This window comes from Bradyrhizobium sp. GW821-FHT12B03 (genome assembly GCF_058807535.1).
The window spans coordinates 1-21195 of the sequence record NZ_JBXAQU010000027.1 but is presented as its reverse complement, the minus strand read 5'-3'; the positions used below and the strand labels follow the sequence as shown (position 1 = coordinate 21195).

Sequence of the window (21195 nt, the reverse complement as noted above, 5' to 3'; positions counted from 1 at the left end):
CTCCCTTCGGGAGAGGTCGGCGCGAAGCGCCGGGCGAGGGGTTACGGTCTCTCGTCGGAGCGGCGCCCCCTGACCCGATTTGTTGCGCAAATCGACCTCTCCCCTCCGGGGAGAGGTGACCCTAGCCGGCGGGGGCATTGAGATGCAGTTCGCTCTGAACGAGGATCAGGTCGCGGTTCGCGACATGGCGTTGGCGTTCGCGGCGGAGAAGATCGCGCCGCACGCGCTGCGCTGGGACGAGGAGAAGCATTTTCCCGTCGACGTGATGCGCGAGGCGGCCACCCTCGGCATGGGCGGCATCTACATCCGCGAGGATGTCGGCGGCTCCGCCATGACGCGGTTCGACGCGGCACTGATCTTCGAAGCGCTGGCGACGGGCTGCCCGACCACCTCGGCCTTCATCTCCATCCACAATATGGCGAGCTGGATGATCGATGCCTATGGCAGCGACACCCAGCGCCACACATGGTTGCCGAAGCTCTGCACCATGGAGCTGATCGCGAGCTACTGCCTGACCGAACCGGGCGCCGGCTCGGATGCGGCGGCGCTGCGCACCCGCGCGGTGCGCGACGGCGACCATTATGTGCTCAACGGCCAGAAGCAGTTCATCTCGGGCGCCGGCGGCACCGATCTTTTGGTCGCGATGGTGCGCACCGGCGGTGACGGTCCCGGCGGCATCTCGACGCTGGTGATCGATGGCAAGACGCCGGGCGTTTCCTTCGGCGCCAACGAGCGCAAGATGGGCTGGAATGCGCAGCCGACCCGCGCCGTGATGTTCGAGAATGCCCGCGTGCCGGTGGCCAACCGGCTGAGCGAGGAGGGCGTCGGCTTCAAGATCGCGATGGCCGGCCTCGACGGCGGCCGTCTCAACATCACGGCGTGTTCTCTTGGTGGTGCCCAAACAGCGCTCGACAAGGCGCGCGCCTACATGAAGGAGCGCAAGGCGTTCGGGAAGCGCCTCGACGAATTCCAGGCGCTGCAATTCAAGCTCGCTGACATGGCGATCGAGCTCGAGGCCGCGCGCACGTTCCTCTGGCGTGCTGCCGCTGCGCTGGACCGCAAGGACCCTGACGCCACCATGCTGTGCGCGATGGCCAAGCGCTTCGGCACCGATGTCGGTTTCGAGGTCGCCAACCAGGCGCTCCAGCTCCATGGCGGTTACGGCTACCTCAGCGAATACGGCATCGAGAAGATTGTCCGCGATCTGCGCGTGCACCAGATCCTCGAGGGCACCAATGAAATCATGCGGCTCATCGTGGCGCGCAAACTGATCGAGGGCGCGCGATGAATGCAGTGGAAGAGGGCGACCTCATCGTTCGCCGCGAGGGCGCGGCGGGCGTGATCCGGCTCAACCGGCCCAAGGCGCTCAACGCCATGACGCTGGAAATGTCGATCGGTATCGACGCGGCGCTCGACCGGTTCGAGACCGATCCGGACGTGGCGGTGATCGTGCTGGAAGGGGCCGGCGAGCGCGGCCTCTGCGCCGGGGGCGACATTCGCGGCCTGTGGGAGAGCTCGCGTGAGGGCGGCGATCTCGGCGCGCGGTTCTGGCGCCAGGAATACGTCATGAACGCGCGGATCGCGAAATATCCGAAGCCCTATGTCGCATTCATGGACGGTCTGGTGATGGGCGGCGGCGTCGGGCTATCCGGCCACGCCAGCCATCGCGTCGTGACCGATCGCACCAAGCTCGCCATGCCCGAAGTCGGCCTCGGCTTTTTCCCCGATGTCGGCGGCACCTGGCTGCTGTCGCGCTCGCCCGGCGAGATTGGAACGTATTTTGGTCTCACGGGCCAGACCATGAACGGGCCCGACGCGATCCACGCGAAATTCGCCGATGCCGTGGTGCCGGTGGCCAAATGGCCGGAGTTGCGGGAGGCTCTGACCAGGGTTCGCGCGGGCGTGACCGCTGCCGAGGTGAGCAAACTCATCAACGGCTTTGCGACCGGTGAGACCGCAGGCGCTGTCGCTGCAAGAGAGCCTGTGATCGACGCCCTGTTCGGCTTCGACCGGATGGAAGACATCTTCGCCGCCCTCCAGCGTGACGGCTCCGAATTCGCTCTGGCCACGCTGAAGACGCTCAACGAAAAATCACCGCGCGGCATGGTGGTGACGCTGAAGCTGCTGCGGCTGGCGCGTACTGCGTCGAGCCTGGAAGAGTGTCTGGTGCGTGAATATCGCGCCGCGCTGGAAGTCTTCCGCAGCGACGATTTCCGCGAAGGTGTGCGCGCCGCCGTGATCGACAAGGACCGCAATCCGACCTGGTCGCCGCCGCGGATCGAAGACGTGACGCCCGCAGTCCTCGCACCATATCTCGCCGAGATCGGTACCGACGAACTCAAATTCAACTAACAACGTTCAAGCGGAGGAAACGAAGATGGCCACGATCGCATTCATCGGTCTCGGCAACATGGGCGGCCCGATGGCCGCCAATCTGGTCAAGGCCGGCCACAAGGTGGTGGCATTCGACCTCGCCGAAGCTTCGCGCAATCAAGCCAAGGCTGATGGCGCCGGCATTGCCGACAGCGCTGCGGGCGCGGTGAAGGGCGCCGATGTCGTCGTCACCATGCTGCCGGCCGGCAAGCATGTGCTCGGCGTCTGGAACGAGGTCGTCCCTGTCATGACCAAGGGCGCGCTGATCATCGACAGCTCCACCATCGACGTCGAGAGCGCGCGCCAGGCGCATGCGCTCGCCGCCAAGAACGGCGTGCTCTCGGTTGATGCGCCGGTCTCCGGCGGCACCGGCGGCGCCAAGGGCGCGACGCTCACCTTCATGTGCGGCGGCGAGGAGAACGCGTTCGCGGCGGCCAAGCCCGTGCTGGAAAACATGGGCAAGAAGATCGTGCATTGCGGCGGGGCCGGCGCGGGGCAAGCGGCAAAAATCTGCAACAACATGATCCTCGGCATTTCCATGATCGCGGTCAGCGAGGCGTTTGCGTTGGCTGAGAAGCTCGGCCTCTCGCATCAGGCGCTGTTCGACGTCGCCTCGACCTCGTCGGGCCAGTGCTGGTCGCTCACGACTTATTGTCCGGTTCCAGGCCCGGTGCCGACCTCGCCCGCCAACAACGATTACAAGCCGGGCTTTGCCTCGGCGCTGATGGTGAAGGATCTGACCTTGGCGCAGGACGCCGCCAAGGCCGCCGGCGCCGCGACGCCGCTCGGCCAGCATGCGCAGGAGATTTACCAGGCCTTCGACAAGGACGGCCAGGGCGGGGTGGATTTTTCCGGAATTATCAAGCACGTTAGGGGGCTGGCCGGGAAAGCTTGATGACGACATTTCAGGAAGCGCGCGCGTTTCTGCTTGAGCACCGCACGGATTACGAGACAGCGGTCAAAGACTTCCGCTGGCCCGATCCGGTTCCCTTCAACTGGGCGCTCGACTGGTTCGACGCCGAGCTGGCGATGAATGCGAAGAGCCGCGACCGGCCCGCGCTCTGGATCGTCGATGCCGCTCAGGACCGGCAGACAAAACTCTCCTTCGCGGCGCTGTCGCGCCGTTCCAACCAGGTCGCCAACTTCCTTCGCGCGCACGGCCTGAAGCGCGGCGACCATCTGCTGCTGCTGCTCGGCAATGTGGTCCCGCTGTGGGAGACCATGCTGGCTGCAATGAAGCTCGGCGTCGTCGTCATCCCCGCGACCACGTTGCTCACCGCCGAGGAGCTGCGCGACCGGCTCGATCGCGGCAAGGCGAGGGCGGTGGTGGCCGCGCAGGATCAGGTCGCGAAGTTCGCGAGCCTCGGTGCCGAGAATGTCGTCCGCATCGTGGTCGGCGCGGCTCCCGATGGCTGGTTCTCGTACGATGAAGCGGCGATGGCCTCGGAGAATTTTGCGCCCGACGGCCCGACCAACGCCGACGACCCGATGCTGCTTTATTTCACCTCGGGCACCACCGCAAAGCCGAAGCTGGTGCGGCACAGCCAGCGCAGCTATCCCGTCGGCCATCTCTCCACCATGTACTGGATCGGGCTGAAGCCCGGCGACGTCCATCTCAACATCTCATCGCCCGGTTGGGCCAAGCACGCCTGGAGCTGCTTCTTCGCGCCGTGGAATGCGGGGGCCACTGTGTTCGTGGTCAACCAGCCGCGCTTTGACGCCAAGGCACTGCTCGCCACCATCGGCCGCTGCGGCGTCACCACGCTGTGCGCGCCGCCGACGGTGTGGCGCCTGTTCATCCAGGAGAACCTTGCGTCGTTCAAGGTCGCGTTGCGCGAGGTCTGCGGCGCCGGCGAGCCGCTCAATCCTGAAGTGATCGACCAGGTGCAGGCGGCCTGGGGCCTCACCATCCGCGACGGCTACGGCCAGACCGAGACCACGGCGCTGGCCGGCAACTCGCCCGGGCAAAAGATCAAGGTCGGTTCGATGGGCCGGCCGCTGCCGGGCTTTCGCGTGCAGGTCAGTGATGCCGATGGCAATCCGGCGAAGGAAGGCGAGGTCGCGCTCCTGCTCGATGCCGACCGCCCCGCCGGCCTGATGCAGGGCTATCAGGGCGACGATGGAAAGCTGTCCGGCGCCGAAGGTGCGCTCTATCGCAGCGGCGACGTCGTGTTCGAGGACGAGGATGGTTATCTCACCTTCGTCGGCCGCTCCGACGACGTGTTCAAATCCTCCGACTACCGCATCAGCCCGTTCGAACTCGAAAGCGTGCTGCTCGAGCATGAGCTCGTCGCCGAAGCCGCCGTGGTTCCGAGCCCCGATCCGATCCGCCTCGCGATCCCCAAGGCGTTCGTGCTGCTGACCGCGGATGCGGAGCGAACGCCAGAGACGGCACTCTCGATCTTCAAGCACCTGCACACCCGCCTTGCGCCGTTCAAGCGCATCCGCCGCCTTGAAATCGTGACCGAGCTGCCGAAGACGATCTCTGGCAAAATTCGCCGCGTGCAGCTACGACGTCTCGAGCGCGACGACGATCGCAATGATCCGCTGCGTGGCCGGGAATTCCGCGAGGAGGATTTTCCGGAGTTGCCGAAAACACGGAGCGAGACCTAAGTGAACGAAGTCTGGAAGAAGCCGCCGATTACGCTGGACGCCTATCAGGCCCTGGCCGGCAAGGAGATCGGCGTGTCGTCATGGCACCTGATCGACCAGCCCCGCATCGACACCTATGCCGACGTGATCGAGGATCACCAGTTCATCCACGTCGATCCTGAACGGGCGAAGAAGGAGACCGCGTTCGGCACGACGATCGCGCACGGCTTCCTGACGATGTCGCTGCTGTCGATCATGTCCTATGAAGTCATGCCCGTCATCGCCGGCACCACGATGAGCGTCAATTACGGCTTCGACAAGCTGCGCTTCATCTCCCCGGTGCGCTCGGGAAAGCGCGTCCGCGGCCGTTTCGTGCTGGCAGAAGCCAGGCTGCGCAAGCCGAACGAATTGCAGTCCCGCACCAACGTCACCGTGGAGATCGAAGGCGAGGACAAGCCGGCGCTGGTCGCGGATTGGCTGGGGTTGATCTATTTCGCGTAAGTCGGGCCGTCATGGGCGGGCTTGACCCGGCGATGCATCGCTGCTCAAAAGCTGTCGAATTTTCGTGTTTCTAACCCTCTCCCCCTGTGGGAGAGGGTGGCTTCGCGGAACGCGAAGCCGGGTGAGGGGTATCTCTCCGCGGACTCGCTTGCAGAGACAACCCCTCATCCGGCGCTTCGCGCCACCTTCTCCCACAAGGGGAGAAGGGAAGAAAGCACAGGGAAACGCACTCATGGCAATCAGGTTTGACGGACGCGTCGCCATCGTCACCGGGGCTGGCAATGGTCTGGGACGGGCGCATGCGCTGGGACTGGCCAGCCGCGGCGCGAAGGTCGTGGTCAACGATTTCGGTGGCGCGCGCGACGGCAGCGGCGGCTCGTTGTCGCCGGCCGAAGCCGTGGTCGAGGAGATCCGCAAAGCCGGCGGCATCGCAATGGCCGACGGGGCCGACGTCTCGAATTTCGAGCAGGTCACCGCCATGGTCGAGCGTGCGACGAAGGAATGGGGCAGCGTCGATCTGATGTGCGCCAATGCCGGCATCCTGCGCGACAAGTCGTTCGGCAAGATGGAGACCGCCGATTTCCAGAAGGTGCTCGACGTGCACCTCGTCGGCACCTTCTACTGCTGCAAGGCGGTGTGGGCCGGCATGCGCGATCGCAACTACGGCCGCATCGTGCTGACGACGTCGTCCTCCGGCCTCTACGGCAATTTCGGCCAGGCCAATTACGGCGCGGCCAAATCCGGCATGGTCGGCCTGATGAACGTGCTCGCCGAGGAAGGCCGCAAGACCAACATCCGCGTCAACATCATCTCGCCGACCGCGGCAACCCGCATGACCGAAGAGCTGTTGCCGCCGCAGGCGCTGCAATTGATGAAGCCCAACGCGATCACGCCCGCGGTTGAGTACATGCTCAGCGAGGATGCGCCGACCCGCACCATCATGGGCGCTGGTGCCGGCTCGTTTGCCGTGATCAAGATTGTCGAGAGCGAAGGCATCAACCTGCCGGAATCCGAATGGACCCCCGATGCGGTCGCCGCGCACTTCGCCGAGATCAGCGACATGTCGAAGGCGAGGGCTCTGACCGGCGCGTTCGAGCAGACGCAGAAATATGTAGCGCAGGCCGCTGCGCGGGCGGGGATCAAGCTCTGACCGACGTCGCCGTCATCGGTGCTGGTCCCGCCGGGCTGATGGCGGCGGAGGTGCTGGCCCAGGGCGGTGCCGGCGTCACCGTTTACGACGCCATGCCGTCCGCCGGCCGCAAATTCCTGATGGCCGGCCGCGGCGGCCTCAATCTCACCCATAGCGAACCGCTGCCGCAGTTCATGGCGCGCTATCGCGCGGCGGCGCCGAAGCTGCAGGCCGCGGTTGAAGAGTTCTCGCCCGATGCGCTGCGCGGCTGGAGCGAGGCGCTGGGCGAGCCGACCTTCGTTGGCACCAGCGGCCGCGTCTTTCCGAAGGCCTTCAAGGCTTCGCCCTTGCTGCGAGCCTGGCTGCGACGGCTCGATGCCGTGGGTGTGCGCTTTGCCTTTCGCCATCGCTGGACCGGCTGGGATGACGAGGGGCGTCTGCAATTTCAGACGCCCGGAGGCGCGCTTGCGATCGCGGCCGACGCCATGGTGCTCGCGCTCGGCGGTGCCAGCTGGCCGCGACTCGGGTCGGACGGCGGCTGGGTCGATATCCTCGCGGCAAAAGGCATAGCTATCTCAAAACTGCGGCCGGCCAATTCCGGCTTCACGGTTGCGTGGTCCGACGTCTTCCGCGACCGTTTCGAGGGCCAGCCGCTCAAGGGCGTGGCGCTGACGATCGGTGCGCATACGGTGCGCGGCGAAGCGATGATCACGCGCGGCGGAATCGAGGGCGGTGCGATCTATGCGCTGTCGGCGGAGCTGCGTGAGGCGGTGCTGGGGATCGGACAGGCGACGCTGACCATTGCGTTACGCCCCGACCTCGACGCTGATGCGCTGACCACGCGTCTGTCGGGCACACGCGGCAAGCAATCGCTCGCCAATTTCCTGCGCAAGGCGGCGCAGCTATCGCCGGTCGGCATCGGCCTGATGCAGGAGGCGGCGATTGCGTCCGGCCGGCCGCTGGCCTCGTTCTCGCCGGCCGAACTTGCCCACCTGATCAATGCCGTTCCGGTTCAGCTCACCGGCGTTGCCCCGATCGAGCGCGCGATTTCGACCGCAGGCGGGATCACCTTCGACGAGCTCGACGAGCGCTTCATGCTGCGCAAGCTGCCCGGCATGTTCGCTGCCGGCGAGATGCTGGACTGGGAAGCGCCGACCGGCGGGTATCTGCTGCAGGCGTCGTTCGCGACGGGGGCTGCCGCGGGCAGGGGCGTGCTGAAGTGGCTCAAGCGTTCTTAGAACGCCGTCGCCCTTCGGGGGCCGCTGAAGAAGCGGCCACCTCAGGGTGACGGCTATCAGACAGCCTCATCCCAATGACTAGCTAACGAGAGCGTCATCCTGAGGTGCGAGCTCTGCGGTTCACCGCAGGGCGAGCCTCGAAGGATGCGCGGGCGCGAACGCTTACCGCAGCTTACCCCGCGCCGCCACCGGCAGCGTGCCGATGATCTCCTCGCCGCGGACCATCACCACCTCGTCCATCATGTTGACGACGACGCAAACGTGATTGGGCACGATCCGGACGACGTCGCCGACGTTCGGCCGCGTGTTGCTGCGCGAGAGGTCGAGGAAGCCGTGCTCTTCGGCGAAACGCGCGATCTTGGCTTCGGGGTGCTCGAGGATCAGGCCGTGGCCGTCGAGGCCGCCGGTATCCGTCGTCAGCGTCTTCGAGCCGGCGTCCAGAATGCCGCGCTCGGGCGCGGCGCGGCTCACCACCGTCGAATAGATGTGCAGCGCGCAGTCGTCCCAAGTCGCGGAGCCCGCGGCGACCTGCATGCGGTCGTTGTAGATGTAGGTGCCGAAACGGTGCTCGGTGCCGCCCTTGAGCTTGCCGATGTTGACGAGGTTCGGCGTGCCGCCGGTCGAGACGATCTTCGCATCCAGCCCGTGCGCGCGCACGCCGGCCAGCGCCTCGTCGTAGAATTTCTGTGCATCCGCCCAGCCGGTCTCGGTCGGATACAGCATGAAGCCGGCGAATTCGAGTCCCTTGGACCCGGCGATCTCACGCGCCAGCGCAATCGCCTCGGCCGGTGTCTCGACGCCCGCGCGCTTGCGGCCGGTATCGCATTCGACCACCACCGAGAGCGGACGTCCTGAGGCTGCGGCGGCCTTGGGCAGACCTGCGACGACGGTCGAATTGTCGGCGGCCACCGTCATGTTGGCCTTGGCCTGCAGCGCGCCGAGCCGCGCCATCTTCTCCTCGCCCAGCAGGTTGTAGCTGATCAGGATGTCGTCGATGCCGGCATTGGCCATGATCTCGGCCTCGCCGAGCTTCTGGCAGGTGATGCCTTTCGCGCCGGCCGCCACCTGCATCCTGGCAATGGTCGGGTTCTTGTGCGTCTTGATGTGGGGACGATTGGCAACGCCGGCGTCGTCGCAGGCCTTCTGGATCCGCGCGATGTTGCGCTCGACCCTGTCCATGTCGATGACGGCGCAGGGCGTGCCGTATTCGCGGGCGATTTTTGCGGCGAGGGGAGTGGTCATGTGAGTCTCTTAGTTGGCGCGCATTCGGATCGCAAAACCGGTGCCCACTTTTGCGGAACGCGCGCTAGGCCTGTTCGATTTCTTCGCGAAGCATTTCAAGTTCGAGCCAGCGCTCTTCGGCGGCGGACAATTCGTCATGCGCCTTGGCGATGGCGGCGGAGGTGTCGTCGAATTTCTTGCGATCCTTGGCGTAGAGATTGGGATCGTCGAGCACGCGTTGCAGTCTTGCGATGTCGGCGTGCAACGTCTCCATCTTCTTCGGCAGCGTTTCCAGCGCGTGCTTCTCGTTGAAGCTCAAGCGCCGCTTGGGCGCGGAGGCGGGCGCTGCGATCCGCTCCTCTTTCTTCTCCGTGGGGGCTTGCGGCTTTGCGGTCTCGCGCTTGAGGTCGGCGCCGCGCTGGGTCAGCATATCGCTGTAGCCGCCGGCATATTCGATCCACTTGCCGTTGCCCTCAGGCGCGATCACCGAGGTGACGACGCGGTCGAGGAAGTCGCGGTCGTGGCTGATCAGGATGACGGTGCCGTCGTAATCGCCGAGCATGTCTTCGAGCACGTCGAGCGTCTCTAAGTCGAGATCGTTGGTCGGCTCGTCCAGCACCAGCAGGTTCGAGGGTTTCGCCAGCGCGCGGGCCAGCATCAGCCGGCCGCGCTCACCGCCGGAGAGCACCTCCACCGGCGTGCCGCGCTGCTCCTGCGCAAACAAAAAGTCCTTCATGTAGCCGACCACATGCTTCGGCTTGCCGCCGACCATGATCTGGTCGCCACGGCCGCCGGTCAGCGCCTCCGCCAGCGTCGATTTCGGGTCGAGGCTTTCGCGGTGCTGGTCGAGCGTGGCCGTTTCCAGATTGGCCCCGAGCCGCACGGTGCCGGAGTCCGGCTGCGCCCCGCCCGTGAGGAGGTTGACCAGCGTGGTCTTGCCGGCGCCATTGGGACCGATGATGCCGAGCCGGTCGCCGCGCTGGATGCGGGTCGAAAAATTATCGACGATGATGCGCTCGCCATAGGCCTTGGTGATGCCCTTGGCTTCGATCACCAGCTTGCCGGATTGTTCGGCTTCCGCCGCGGCGAGACTGGCGGTGCCCGCCGTGCCGCGATAATTGCGCCGCTGGTCACGCAGCGCGTGCAGATTGCCGAGCCGCTTGACGTTGCGCTTGCGCCGGCCGGAGACGCCATGGCGCAGCCAGTGCTCCTCGTCGACGATCTTGCGGTCGAGCTTGTGCTGGTCGCGTTCCTCTTCCGCCAGCACCTCGTCGCGCCAGCTCTCGAATGAGGCGAAGCCGCGGTCGATCTGCTTGATCCGGCCGCGGTCGAGCCATGCGGTGGAGCGCGAGAGATTAGTCAGGAAGCGGCGGTCATGGCTGATGATCACCAGCGCGCTGCGGCGGCTGTCGAGCTCCTTCTCCAGCCACTCGATGGTGGCGAGATCGAGATGGTTGGTCGGCTCGTCCAGCAGCAGGATGTCGGGCGCGGGGGCCAGCACGCAGGCGAGCGCCGCGCGGCGCGCCTCGCCGCCGGAGACGTGTGCGGGGTTCTCGTTGCCGGTCAGCCCGAGCTGCTCCAGCAGATAGCGTGCCTGGTAGGGATCGTCGCCGGGCGCGAGCCCTGCCTCGACATAGGCCAGCGTGGTCTTGTGATCGCCGAAGTCAGGCTCTTGCGGCAGATAGCGGACGGTGGAGCCGGGCTGCACGAAGCGCGTGCCGCCGTCGGGCTCGACGAGCCCGGCTGCGATCTTCAACAGCGTCGACTTGCCGGAGCCGTTGCGGCCGATCAGGCAGACCCGTTCGGAAGGCGCGACATTGAGCTCGACGCCTGATAGCAGCGGCGTGCCGCCAAAGGTCAGCCTGATGTCTTTCAACTGGATCAGCGGCGGCGCCATCGTTAGCCCTGACTTGTCGCGGCTTGGTCAGCGCGGCGGCGCTGGATCCGGCGCAGTGTCTGGTCAAGCGCGGAGAGGAAGGCCGAGCGGTCGCGTGGCGCGAACGATCGCGGGCCGCCGGTGACTTCGCCCGCCGAGCGCAAATCCGTCATCAGATTGCGCACCGCCAGCGTCATGCCGATCGACTCCTCGGTGAACGGCTTGCCGTTCGGCGCGATCACGTCGGCGCCCGCCTTCACACAGCGGCTCGCCAGCGGAATGTCCGAGGTCACGACGACGTCGCCGGGCTTGGCGCGCTCGGCGATCCAGTCGTCGGCGGCATCCATGCCGGAGCCTGCCGCGATCCGCTCGATCAGGGGGTCTTGCGGCACGCGGATGAAATTGCCGGCAACGACGCTCACGGGCACGCCATGCCGGAGCGCGACGCGGTAGATCTCGTCCTTCACCGGACAGGCGTCGGCGTCGACATAGATGCGGGTGGGCGTATCAGTCATTGGCGGGGTGGTACCCCATTCGGGCCGCAAAGGCGAGGGGATTGACCGGTGTTCCCCGGGGCCTACGATCGGCCTGAAACAACAGGAATTTTGGGGAAAGCCAGCATGCCGAACCGGCTCGAAACCTACCGCGTCGAGGCCTACAACACCGCCAAGCAATCCGAAAACAAGATGCACGACGACACGGTGGCGCGTCGCTTCGGCTTCTCCGGCGGGCTGGTCCCGGGGGTCGACGTCTTCGCCTACATGATGCACGTGCCGGTTGCCCGCTGGGGGCGCGATTTCCTGTCGCGCGGGCTGATCGAAGCCCGCTTCATCAAGCCGGTCTATGACGGCGAGACCGCCGATGTCGACGCCACCGAGCACAACGGCCTGCTGACGATCGAAGTGTTCAGCCGCACCGCGCTCTGCGCGACCGGAACGGCATCGCTGCCGGCGGTGGTGCCGGCGGTTTCGCTGAACGACTATGTCGAGGTCCCCGCGGTTGCCGAGCGTAAGCCGGTCAGCCCGGCGACCTTCGAGACGGGCAAATGGCTCGGCACGATGCCCCGTCGCTGGGCCGGCCAGGACGCGACTGACTATCTCGCCGATGTCAGGGAAGCCGATCCGATCTTCGCGCGCGAGGGCCTCGGCCATCCCGGCCTGATCCAGCGCGTGATGAACCGCGTTCTGGTCGACAACACCATTCTGGGCCCGTGGATCCACGTCGGCAGCCGCATGCAGCTATTGTCAGCCGCGCGCGCCGGCGACGAGATCACCGCGCGCGCAAAAGTGACTGCGAACTACGAGAAGAAGGGCCACCGCTTCGTCGAGCTGGACGCACTGGTCGTTGCCAACGGTACGACGCCGCTCGCCCACTGCCAGCACGTCGCGATTTACCAGCCGCGTGAGCAGGCGGCGGCGTAGAAGGGGCACAGCGCGTCCACATATTCGCTGTCATTCCCCGCGAAAGCGGGGAATCCAGTACGCCGCGGCCCATCGGTCAGTCACTACTGTCTCGGCGTCCTGGATCGCCCGCCTTCGCGGGCGATGACACCGAGATTGGGGAAGCAGAAGAGCGCCCCTACGCCGCCTTGCCCTTCGCGTCCTGGATCGCGCGCCACACACGCTCGGGCGTCAGCGGCATGTCGATGTGCTTGATGCCGTAGTCGGAGAGCGCATCGACCACCGCGTTCACCACCGTCGACAGGCTGCCGGCGCAGCCGGCTTCGCCGCAGCCTTTGCTGCCGAGCGGATTGGTCGTGGCCGGCACCGGGTGGTCCCCGACCGTCATGTTCGGCACGTCCTCGGCGCGGGGCAGGGCGTAGTCCATCAGCGAACCCGTGATCGGCTGGCCGCTCTCGTCGTAGCGGACGTGCTCCATCAGCGCCTGTCCAATGCCCTGGACGACACCGCCATGGAGCTGGCCCGCGACCAGCAGCGGGTTGATCACCGTGCCGAAATCGTTCACCGCGCTGTAGCGCACGATCTGCACCACGCCGGTATCAGGATCGATCTCGACCTCGGCGACGTGGCAGCCGTTCGGGAAGGCCGAGGGCACCGGCTCGCTGGTGTGATCGACGTCGAGGCTGTCAGGCACGCCCTCCGGCACCTTGCCGTCATGCAGCTTCCTGGCGAGCTGCATGATGTCGATGCTGCGGTCGGTGCCGGCGATGGTGAAGCTGCCGCCTTCGAATTCGATGTCGGCCTCGGACGCCTCCAGCATGTGCGCGGCGGCGCGCTTGCCCTTTTCGATCACGAGCTTGGCGGCGCCCACGATCGCCATGCCGCTGGCCGTGATCGAGCGCGAGCCGCCGGTGCCGTTGCCGGTGTGGACGATGTCGCTGTCGCCCTGCACCAGCTTCACGCTCTCGAAGGGAACGCCGAGCTGCTCGCAGAGCACCTGCGCGAACGGCGTGGCGTGGCCCTGGCCGTAGTCGAGCGTGCCGGTGATGAGCTGTACGGTGCCATCAGGATCGAACACGATCTTGCCGAGCTCGGGGCTCGGCGGCGCGGTGACCTCGAGATAGGAGCCGATGGCGATGCCGCGCAGCTTGCCGGCCTTCTTGCTCTCCTTCTTGCGCTTGGCGAAATTCTCGTGATCGGAGATTTCGAGCGCCTTGTTGAAGACAGCCTGGAAGTCACCGCTGTCATAGGTGACGCCGGAGGAGGCCGGGAACGGCATCTGGTTCGACTTGATGAAGTTGCGCTTGCGCAGGGTCAGCCGGTTGATGCCCATCTCGTCGGCGGCGCGGTCGATCAGCCGCTCCATGTAGTAGTTGGCTTCGGGCCGGCCGGCGCCGCGATAGGCGCCCATCAGCGTGGTGTTGGTGAGCACCGTCTTGATGTCGACGCCCATCAGCGGCGTGCGATAGACGCTCGAAAAGTTCTTGCCGGTGTTGAGCGAGAGCGGCCCCGGCGCAACGCCGGTGATGTAGGCGCCGAGATTGCCGTAGCCTTCGAGCTTGGCCGCGAGGAAGTGCCCCTCGGCATCGAGCGCCAGCTCGGCATGGATCTTCTGCGCTCGGCCGTGGCTGTCGGACAGGAAGCTGGTCGAGCGTTCGTCGAGCCACTTCACCGGGCGTCCCAGCGCCTTGGCCGCGTACAGGATGCACATATACTCCGGATAGTTGATGTTCTTCATGCCGAAGGAGCCGCCGACATTGGCGGTGAGAATGCGCACCTTCTCGTTCGGCACCTTCAGGTTCTTGGCGAGGTTGGCGCGGTTGCCGGCGACACCCTGTGTCGGCACCTGGAGGGTGTAGCGCTCGGTCTTCTTGTCGTAGGAGGCAAGGCCGACGCGCGGCTCCATCGAGACCACGGCCACGCGGGTGTTCTCGATGTCGATCTTGGTCACATGCGCGGCGCTGGCAAAGGCCGCATTGACCTTGTCCATGTCGCCATAATGGTAGTCGAGCGCGACGTTGTTCGGGATGTGGTCGTAGAGCAGCGGCGCGCCGGGCCTGGCGGCCTCCTCGGGATCCGTCACCGCCGGCAGCGGCTCGATGTCGAGCTCGACCGCCTCGGCGGCGTCGCGCGCCTGGGCCAGCGTCTCCGCCACGACGAAGGCGACGGGATCGCCGACAAAGCGGACCTTGTCGGTCGCCAGTGGCTGGCGGTTGGTCTGGAGCAGGGGCGAGCCGTCACGGCTCTTCAGGGGCAGACCGCAGGTGAAGGGGCCGTAGCCGGCCGCATCGAGATCCTTGCCGGTCCAAGCCCCGAGCACACCGGGCATCGCCTTGGCGGCATCAAGGCCGATGCCGCGGATGATTCCATGGGCGTGGGTCGAGCGGACCACCACGGCATAGGCCTGGCCGGGCAGGTTGAAATCGTCGGTGTAGCGGCCCTTGCCGCGCACCAGGGTGTCGTCCTCCTTGCGGCGGACGGGCTGCCCGACGCCATATTTTTGCAGTGCAATAGCGTTTTCGAGCGTGGACGATTTGGTGTGTTCTTGCATGGAATTGACCTGAAAAGCCGGCAATTGCGCGTTTTGGGGGGGCGCTTGGAGGACCGGACCCATCAAAAATAGCCCACGGTCCCGTTCACGACAACGCACGAATGGGCATGGTCCTATGTGATGCGTTGTTGCGCAGGCCTGCCGCGCTGCTAATGTTTCAGGCGAAAAAGCAATTCCAGCTCGGCCCCAGCGGGGCCGCGGAAAGACAGTTTGTATGAATGACCACACGCGGCTCCGCGACGGCCATGATATGCACCATGGGCCGCACGGTGAGCTCGAGGGGTCGATGGCGGCGGTGGCGTTGGCCACTGAGCCGGCCGTCGCCGCGCAAGCGCCGGGAACCGGCGTCTATGCGGCGCTGGACCTCGGAACCAACAACTGCCGGCTCCTGATCGCCTGTCCGACCAGCGACGGCTTTCGCGTAGTCGATTCCTTCTCGCGGATCATCCGGCTCGGCGAAGGCGTCTCGGCGACGGGGTGCATCAGCGAGGCCGCGATCGAGCGCGCCATCGCGGCGCTCAGCATCTGCCGCGACAAGATCAATCTGCGGAAAGCGCGGCGTTTGCGGCTGATCGCCACCGAAGCCTGCCGCGCGGCCTCGAACGCGGAGGGCTTTCGCAGCCGCGTCGCGGCCGAGACCGGCATCGAGCTCGAAGTCATCGACCGCGAGACCGAGGCCTCGCTCGCCGTGCTCGGTTGCGCGCCGCTGGTCGATCCCAGGGGCCGGGGCGCGATCCTGTTCGATATCGGCGGCGGCTCGACCGAATTGGTGCGGATCGAGCGCGATCCCGCAAATCCGGAGCCGCGCATCAAGGCCTGGATGTCGATCCCCTATGGCGTGGTCACGCTCGCCGAGCAGTTCGGCGGCCGCGACGTCACGCCGGAGATCTATGCCGCGATGGAGCGCGAGGTGGCGCAGCATGTCGCCCCGTTCGCCGAGGAGCACGGCCGCGATATCACGGACATGCACCTGCTCGGCACATCGGGCACGGTGACGACGCTCGCCGGCATCCATCTCAACCTCGCGCGCTACGACCGCCGCCGCATCGACAGCATCTGGATGAACGATACCGACATCGCCGCGACCATCAGCAAGCTGCTCGGCATGAGCTACGAGGAGCGTGCGAACAACAGCTGCATCAGCGTCGAGCGCGCCGATCTCGTGCTGGCCGGCTGCGCCATCCTCGACGCGATCCGCCGCGCCTTTCCGCTGCCGCGCCTGCGCGTCGCCGACCGGGGCCTGCGCGAAGGCATGCTGGTCGAGATGATGCGCGAGGACGGCGCGCTCAGGAGCTGGTGAGATGGCCAAGGACACCACCGGCCGCTTGCACGTCCAGGTCAAGACCGGCGGCAAGCGCAAATTGTCGTCGAAGCTCTGGCTGGAGCGGCAGCTCAACGATCCCTATGTCGTCAAGGCCAAGGCGATGGGCTATCGCTCGCGCGCGGCATTCAAGCTTCTCGAGATCGACGACAAATACCGCCTGCTGAAGCACGGCATGGCCGTGGTCGATCTTGGTGCCGCGCCGGGCGGCTGGAGCCAGATCGCCGCCAAGCGCGTCGGCTCGATCGATGGCAAGGGCAAGGTCGTCGCGATCGATCTGTTGGAGATGCCCGAAATCGCCGGCGTCGAATTCGCGCAGCTCGACTTCATGGACAATGACGCGCCGGCGAAGCTCACCGCCATGCTCGGGGGCGGCGCCGACATCGTGATGTCCGACATGGCCGCCAACACCACCGGTCACCGCAAGACCGACCAGCTCCGCATCGTCGGCCTGATCGAGACCGCCGCTGCCTTTGCCTGTGACGTGCTGAAACCCGGCGGAACGTTCCTGGCGAAGGCGTTCCAGAGCGGCGCCGATGCCGAGTTGCTCGCCCAGCTCAAGCGCGACTTTGCAACCGTGCGTCACGTCAAGCCCGCCGCGAGCCGGCAGGATTCGTCGGAGCGCTACGTGCTGGCGACGGGGTTTCGCGGCGAGGCGAAGACGTAACCACAAGCTCCGTCATTGCGAGGAGCCCTTGCGACGAAGCAATCCAGACTGCCTCCGCGGAAAGATCCTGGATTGCTTCGCTTCGCTCGCAATGACGAGATTGGGGGCTACCCCAGCCGCTGGTCCCGCACGTCCTGCGTATCCTCGGTCGCGGCCTTCACGGCGGCCTTGGCCGCACCCTTGCCGGCGCCCTTGCGGCTCGCGATCTCGCTCGCCTTGCGGCCGGAGATCTCGTGGCCGGCATCGGCAGGCATCTGCCAGAAGAACCAGCTCGATGCCGCCGAGGTCAGCGCGACCACGACGAAGGCCGGCGCGAACACGGTGGCGTTGAGCTCGCTGACATGGCTGAGCCACATCGTCGTCTCGACTGAGGCTGCGCCGACGGCGACGCCGGCGGAGACCGCGAGCTGCTGGTTGACGCTGACGAGGGTGGTGGCGCGGCTCATCTGCGCGGTCTCGACCTCGGCATAGGCCACCGTGTTGATCGCGGTGAACTCGAGCGAGCGGAAGAAGCCGCCGACCACGAGAATGATCATGATGATCAGCAGTGGCGTCGCCACCGTGAACAGTGCGCAGGCGGCGAGGAAGACCGCGCTGACGATCGCGTTCACCGTCATCAGATTGCGGAAGCCGAAAGCGCGGATAAGGCGCGCGGCCAGCGCCTTCATGCCCATGGCGCCGAGCGAGGAGCCGAAGGTGACGAGGCCGGACTTGAACGGCGACAGGCCGAATCCGATCTGCATCAGCAGCGGCAGCAAAAAGGGCAGCGCGCCGATGCCGAGGCGGAACAGGAAACCGCCGAGAATGGCGGCGCGCAGCGTCGGCAGGTTCAAGAGCGAGAAGTCCAGCACCGGTGATCCCGTGCGTCGCGCATGGATGACGTAGAGCGTCATGGAGATCGAACCGCCCACGACCAGCGCTGCAACCGTGCTCCAGGGCAAGAGGTTGAGGCCGGCCACCGACAGGCCGAACGCAATGCCGGCGAGCCCGAGCCCTGCGAGCACCATGCCGTAGAGATCAAACGGCTCGCGTTCCTCGCTCTTGATGGGATCGATGAACTTCAAGGCCATGAAGATGCCGAGCAGCCCGATCGGGATGTTGATCAGGAAGATCCAGTGCCACGACGCATAAGTCGTGATGAAGCCGCCGAGCGGCGGGCCGATCACGGGACCGATCAGCGCAGGGACCGTCACCCAGGCCATCGCATTGACCAGCGCGCTCTTGTCGACCGAGCGCAGCAGCACGAGGCGCCCGACCGGCGTCATCATGGCGCCGCCCATGCCTTGCAGGATGCGCGCGAACACGAAATCGGTGACCGAGGTCGAGAGCGCGCAGCCGACCGAGCCGACCATGAACACGCCGGCTGCGATCGCGAACACCATCCGCGCGCCGAAGCGATCCGCGGTCCAGCCGCTTGCCGGGATGAACACCGCAAGCGACAAAAGATAGGACGTGATCGCGAGCTTCAGCGTCAGCGGGCTGGTGCCGATGTCGGCCGCGATCGCCGGCAGCGAGGTGGCGATCACAGTCGAGTCCATGTTCTCCATGAAGAGAGCAGTGGCCACGATCAGCGGAATGACGCGTTGCTTGTCGACCATGACGGATTAGTAATGAAAATCGGAAGGAGGGGTGCGAGTTGCGGCTTAACACCGCTGCTCGGCCGCGACCATTGCGGATCAACGCATAGCACCTAAACCCTGGGTAATAACGGTGTGACTCCCAGCGGCGGTTGCGCTCGCTTCCTGGGCGGGGCGCGCCCATTGACGCGAGCCCGGAATGACGGCGGCTGGCCCGCCGCCCGGCTGTCCACGCCGAATTTACTTAAAAAGCCTGTGCATGGCTGGCCAGCGGTTCGATTTGCTTTGATTCGTCACGCGGCCGTGCTATCGACCCGCGTCAACCCCACCGATGGGCTCCGATTCTCCGGCGATGCCGCAAGGTACGCCGAGGGCGGCGCTCATCCATAGCTATTTGCGGCAGGGCCGCAGGAAGGAGTTGGCAGATGGCCACGGTGCAAGTTCAAGGCATCCGCGAAGCCCTTACGTTCGACGACGTGCTGTTGAAGCCTGGCCTGTCGGACGTCATGCCGGGCGAGGTCGACATCCGCTCCCGGGTCACCCGCGCCATTCCGCTCAACATCCCGATCATGGCCTCCGCCATGGACACCGTCACCGAAGCCCGCATGGCGATCGCCATGGCGCAGGCCGGCGGCGTCGGTGTCATCCACCGTAATTTCGATCCCGAAGGGCAGGCCGCCCAGGTGCGGCAGGTCAAGCGCTACGAGTCGGGCATGGTGGTGAACCCGCTGACCATCAGCCCCGAGGCCTCGCTCGACGATGCGCTCAAGCTGATGAGCGATCACGGCATCTCCGGCATTCCCGTCGTCACCGGCGCCGGCAAGGCCACGCCGGGCAAGCTGGTCGGCATCCTCACCAACCGCGACGTGCGCTTTGCCACCGACCGCCGGCAAAAAGTCTCCGAGCTGATGACGCATGAAGGCCTCGTCACGGTGCGCGAGAATGTCAGCCAGGACGAGGCGCGGCGGATGCTGCACCAGCATCGCATCGAGAAGCTGCTCGTGGTCGACGAGCAATATCGCTGCGTCGGCCTGATCACCGTCAAGGACATGGAGAAGGCTGTCGCCCATCCGCTCGCCTGCAAGGACGCGCAGGGGCGCCTGCGCGTCGCCGCCGCCACCACCGTCGGCGACAGCGGCTTCGAGCGTACCGAGCGGCTGATCGATGCCGGCGTCGATCTCGTCGTGGTCGACACCGCGCACGGCCATTCCCGGCACGTGCTGCATGCGGTGAACCGCATCAAGCGTCTCTCCAATTCCGTGCAGGTCGTTGCCGGCAACGTTGCCACCACCGACGGCGCGCAGGCGCTGATCGATGCGGGCGCGGACTGCATCAAGGTCGGCATCGGCCCGGGCTCGATCTGTACCACGCGCATCGTCGCCGGCGTCGGCGTGCCGCAGCTCACCGCGATCATGGATGCGGTGGAAGCCGCGAAGAAATCCGATATTCCCGTCATCGCCGACGGCGGCATCAAGTTCTCCGGCGATCTCGCCAAGGCGCTCGCCGCCGGCGCCGACATCGCGATGGTCGGCTCGCTGCTCGCGGGCACCGACGAGACGCCAGGCGAAGTCTTCCTGTGGCAGGGCCGTTCCTACAAGGCCTATCGCGGCATGGGCTCGGTCGGTGCGATGGCGCGCGGCTCGGCGGATCGCTACTTCCAGCAGGACATCAAGGACACGCTCAAGCTCGTGCCCGAAGGCATCGAGGGCCAGGTGCCCTACAAGGGCCCGGTCGGCAACGTCATGCACCAGCTCGCCGGCGGCTTGCGCGCCGCGATGGGCTATGTCGGCGCCAAGGACATGAAGGAGCTGCACGAGAAGGCGAATTTCGTCCGCATCACCGGCGCCGGCCTGCGTGAAAGCCACGTCCACGACGTGACCATCACGCGCGAAGCCCCGAACTATCCGGGCGGGGGTTAGTTACGCCTGACGGAAGGTTAGGTGTTGATCGTTGTCAGCGCTGGGATCGGCGGGGGCGGAGTGATCCAGCGCCGCGTCCGGTCTCTTGCTGTTGATCAACGACCAGATGAACGCGACTGGCGTCGCCAGGATCGACCACAACGCTTGGCTCTCGAGCCCGACCCAGCTGTTGACGGTTATCCCGGCCAGGCAGAGCAGGGACGTCACGAAGGCAAGGAAATTCAACAAGTATATAAACAAGACACAGGGATGATTGAGAAAGAGCGCGATCCACGTTGGCAGGAAGAGGAGCCCGAAACCTGCGAGATAGTGTGCCGCTTCACGAAGATTGGGGGATTCGTCCGCGAGCAACGTCGTGAGCACGGGACCGATCACAAAGATCAGTATCGGCAAGGAAGCCAGGGCGGCTGTTACCTTCCACGCCGCGCTCTTCGGGGCCGCAAGACCCATGTGACTGACTTGCTGCCTCAGCGATGCCATTCCCAGGCCAATTGTCATTTCGCCTCATGATCTTGTTGGTGACGCCGCGGTGCACAGCAGAGGCGTGGCGAGTTCCTTGATGCAGCCTAGACGAGTGGGCTGATCGCGGCCTTAATCCGGCACTTAAAATTCTAGGGAAGGGTGACAGCGTCGTTGCTGTGCGATCAAGGAGGGCGGGAGTTAGTTTCCCCGCGCGTGCCTACATGACCGGTGTCATGCCCCGGCTAGACCGGGGCATCCAGTACGCCGCGGCCCTTCGGCTCAATCACTGAGGTCTCTGGAATACTGGGCGGATTCAATCACTCGTCGCAACACCCAGCGAAGGAGGTTGCGATGGAGAACCGTGTGCG

General features: G+C 65.8%; 17 protein-coding genes. 11 read left to right on the top strand and 6 right to left on the bottom strand.

Annotated elements, in window-relative coordinates; all coding sequences use genetic code 11:
* Window positions 1–142: 142 nt before the first annotated feature.
* The 7 genes from AC1RUR_RS34960 (at window position 143) to AC1RUR_RS34930 (ending at window position 7833) form a co-directional block, all read left to right on the top strand.
* Window positions 143–1288, top strand: coding sequence for an isobutyryl-CoA dehydrogenase (locus AC1RUR_RS34960; protein WP_492852592.1), 1146 nt, complete (start codon window positions 143–145; stop codon window positions 1286–1288).
* Window positions 1285–2352: an enoyl-CoA hydratase/isomerase family protein gene (locus tag AC1RUR_RS34955; RefSeq protein ID WP_492852590.1), complete on the top strand. Its 1068-nt coding sequence runs from the start codon at window positions 1285–1287 to the stop codon at window positions 2350–2352. Before AC1RUR_RS34960 ends, AC1RUR_RS34955 begins: the two co-directional genes overlap by 4 nt.
* Window positions 2353–2377: 25 nt before the next feature.
* A complete protein-coding gene (mmsB, locus tag AC1RUR_RS34950; protein ID WP_492852588.1) occupies window positions 2378–3268 on the top strand; it encodes a 3-hydroxyisobutyrate dehydrogenase in 891 nt (296 codons plus the stop codon).
* On the top strand, window positions 3268–4986 hold the full coding sequence (locus tag AC1RUR_RS34945; RefSeq protein WP_492852586.1) for an AMP-binding protein: 1719 nt from the start codon (window positions 3268–3270) through the stop codon (window positions 4984–4986). The genes mmsB and AC1RUR_RS34945 overlap by 1 nt, the downstream gene beginning before the upstream one ends.
* Window positions 4987–5466, top strand: a complete 480-nt coding sequence (locus tag AC1RUR_RS34940) for a MaoC family dehydratase (RefSeq protein WP_492852584.1) — start codon at window positions 4987–4989, stop codon at window positions 5464–5466.
* Window positions 5467–5698: 232 nt separating this feature from the next.
* Complete coding sequence (locus tag AC1RUR_RS34935; RefSeq protein ID WP_492852582.1) at window positions 5699–6616, top strand: SDR family NAD(P)-dependent oxidoreductase; 918 nt, start codon at window positions 5699–5701, stop codon at window positions 6614–6616.
* Window positions 6613–7833, top strand: a complete 1221-nt coding sequence (locus AC1RUR_RS34930; protein ID WP_492852731.1) for a BaiN/RdsA family NAD(P)/FAD-dependent oxidoreductase — start codon at window positions 6613–6615, stop codon at window positions 7831–7833. The genes AC1RUR_RS34935 and AC1RUR_RS34930 overlap by 4 nt, the downstream gene beginning before the upstream one ends.
* 162 nt (window positions 7834–7995) lie before the next feature.
* Here the strand turns inward: AC1RUR_RS34930 and AC1RUR_RS34925 are convergent, their stop codons facing one another.
* The 3 genes from AC1RUR_RS34925 to AC1RUR_RS34915 form a co-directional block, all read right to left on the bottom strand.
* Entirely contained in the window at window positions 7996–9075 is a 1080-nt protein-coding gene (locus AC1RUR_RS34925; RefSeq protein WP_492852580.1) for a D-TA family PLP-dependent enzyme, read from the bottom strand.
* A 64-nt stretch (window positions 9076–9139) separates the two neighbouring features.
* A complete protein-coding gene (locus AC1RUR_RS34920; RefSeq protein WP_492852578.1) occupies window positions 9140–10951 on the bottom strand; it encodes an ABC-F family ATP-binding cassette domain-containing protein in 1812 nt (603 codons plus the stop codon).
* A gap of 2 nt (window positions 10952–10953) precedes the next feature.
* Window positions 10954–11445 (bottom strand): YaiI/YqxD family protein, encoded by a 492-nt coding sequence (locus tag AC1RUR_RS34915; RefSeq protein WP_492852576.1) that lies wholly within the window; start codon window positions 11443–11445, stop codon window positions 10954–10956.
* A gap of 105 nt (window positions 11446–11550) precedes the next feature.
* Between AC1RUR_RS34915 and AC1RUR_RS34910 the strand changes: the two genes are divergently transcribed.
* Window positions 11551–12351, top strand: coding sequence for a hypothetical protein (locus AC1RUR_RS34910; protein ID WP_492852574.1), 801 nt, complete (start codon window positions 11551–11553; stop codon window positions 12349–12351).
* Between the two features lie 157 nt (window positions 12352–12508).
* Here AC1RUR_RS34910 and AC1RUR_RS34905 read toward each other — a convergent pair whose 3' ends face one another.
* The gene (locus tag AC1RUR_RS34905; RefSeq protein WP_492852572.1) at window positions 12509–14881 is read right to left on the bottom strand and encodes a xanthine dehydrogenase family protein molybdopterin-binding subunit; all 2373 of its coding nucleotides are present in this window, start codon (window positions 14879–14881) and stop codon (window positions 12509–12511) included.
* Window positions 14882–15095: 214 nt separating this feature from the next.
* Between AC1RUR_RS34905 and AC1RUR_RS34900 the strand changes: the two genes are divergently transcribed.
* Both AC1RUR_RS34900 and AC1RUR_RS34895 read left to right on the top strand, forming a co-directional pair.
* Window positions 15096–16181: a Ppx/GppA phosphatase family protein gene (locus AC1RUR_RS34900; RefSeq protein ID WP_492852570.1), complete on the top strand. Its 1086-nt coding sequence runs from the start codon at window positions 15096–15098 to the stop codon at window positions 16179–16181.
* A gap of 1 nt (window position 16182) precedes the next feature.
* On the top strand, window positions 16183–16869 hold the full coding sequence (locus tag AC1RUR_RS34895) for an RlmE family RNA methyltransferase (RefSeq protein WP_492852568.1): 687 nt from the start codon (window positions 16183–16185) through the stop codon (window positions 16867–16869).
* Window positions 16870–16976: 107 nt separating this feature from the next.
* On the opposite strand, the gene AC1RUR_RS34890 is transcribed toward AC1RUR_RS34895, so the two are convergent.
* Window positions 16977–18467, bottom strand: coding sequence for an MFS transporter (locus AC1RUR_RS34890; protein ID WP_492852566.1), 1491 nt, complete (start codon window positions 18465–18467; stop codon window positions 16977–16979).
* A gap of 404 nt (window positions 18468–18871) precedes the next feature.
* Between AC1RUR_RS34890 and guaB the strand changes: the two genes are divergently transcribed.
* Complete coding sequence (guaB, locus tag AC1RUR_RS34885) at window positions 18872–20365, top strand: IMP dehydrogenase (RefSeq protein ID WP_492852564.1); 1494 nt, start codon at window positions 18872–18874, stop codon at window positions 20363–20365.
* On the opposite strand, the gene AC1RUR_RS34880 is transcribed toward guaB, so the two are convergent.
* Window positions 20366–20863: a hypothetical protein gene (locus AC1RUR_RS34880; protein ID WP_492852562.1), complete on the bottom strand. Its 498-nt coding sequence runs from the start codon at window positions 20861–20863 to the stop codon at window positions 20366–20368. It lies immediately after the preceding gene.
* Between the last annotated feature and the right edge of the window lie 332 nt (window positions 20864–21195).

Bases quoted from the DNA above. Each gene is read 5' to 3' on its own strand.
- AC1RUR_RS34960 (WP_492852592.1), top strand. From the start codon at position 143: ATGCAGTTCGCTCTGAACGAGGATCAGGTCGCGGTTCGCGACATGGCG.
- AC1RUR_RS34955 (WP_492852590.1), top strand. From the start codon at position 1,285: ATGAATGCAGTGGAAGAGGGCGACCTCATCGTTCGCCGCGAGGGCGCG.
- mmsB (WP_492852588.1), top strand. From the start codon at position 2,378: ATGGCCACGATCGCATTCATCGGTCTCGGCAACATGGGCGGCCCGATG.
- AC1RUR_RS34945 (WP_492852586.1), top strand. From the start codon at position 3,268: ATGACGACATTTCAGGAAGCGCGCGCGTTTCTGCTTGAGCACCGCACG.
- AC1RUR_RS34935 (WP_492852582.1), top strand. From the start codon at position 5,699: ATGGCAATCAGGTTTGACGGACGCGTCGCCATCGTCACCGGGGCTGGC.
- AC1RUR_RS34925 (WP_492852580.1), bottom strand. From the start codon at position 9,075: ATGACCACTCCCCTCGCCGCAAAAATCGCCCGCGAATACGGCACGCCC.
- AC1RUR_RS34920 (WP_492852578.1), bottom strand. From the start codon at position 10,951: ATGGCGCCGCCGCTGATCCAGTTGAAAGACATCAGGCTGACCTTTGGC.
- AC1RUR_RS34915 (WP_492852576.1), bottom strand. From the start codon at position 11,445: ATGACTGATACGCCCACCCGCATCTATGTCGACGCCGACGCCTGTCCG.
- AC1RUR_RS34910 (WP_492852574.1), top strand. From the start codon at position 11,551: ATGCCGAACCGGCTCGAAACCTACCGCGTCGAGGCCTACAACACCGCC.
- AC1RUR_RS34905 (WP_492852572.1), bottom strand. From the start codon at position 14,881: ATGCAAGAACACACCAAATCGTCCACGCTCGAAAACGCTATTGCACTG.
- AC1RUR_RS34900 (WP_492852570.1), top strand. From the start codon at position 15,096: ATGAATGACCACACGCGGCTCCGCGACGGCCATGATATGCACCATGGG.
- AC1RUR_RS34895 (WP_492852568.1), top strand. From the start codon at position 16,183: ATGGCCAAGGACACCACCGGCCGCTTGCACGTCCAGGTCAAGACCGGC.
- AC1RUR_RS34890 (WP_492852566.1), bottom strand. From the start codon at position 18,467: ATGGTCGACAAGCAACGCGTCATTCCGCTGATCGTGGCCACTGCTCTC.
- guaB (WP_492852564.1), top strand. From the start codon at position 18,872: ATGGCCACGGTGCAAGTTCAAGGCATCCGCGAAGCCCTTACGTTCGAC.
- AC1RUR_RS34880 (WP_492852562.1), bottom strand. From the start codon at position 20,863: ATGACAATTGGCCTGGGAATGGCATCGCTGAGGCAGCAAGTCAGTCAC.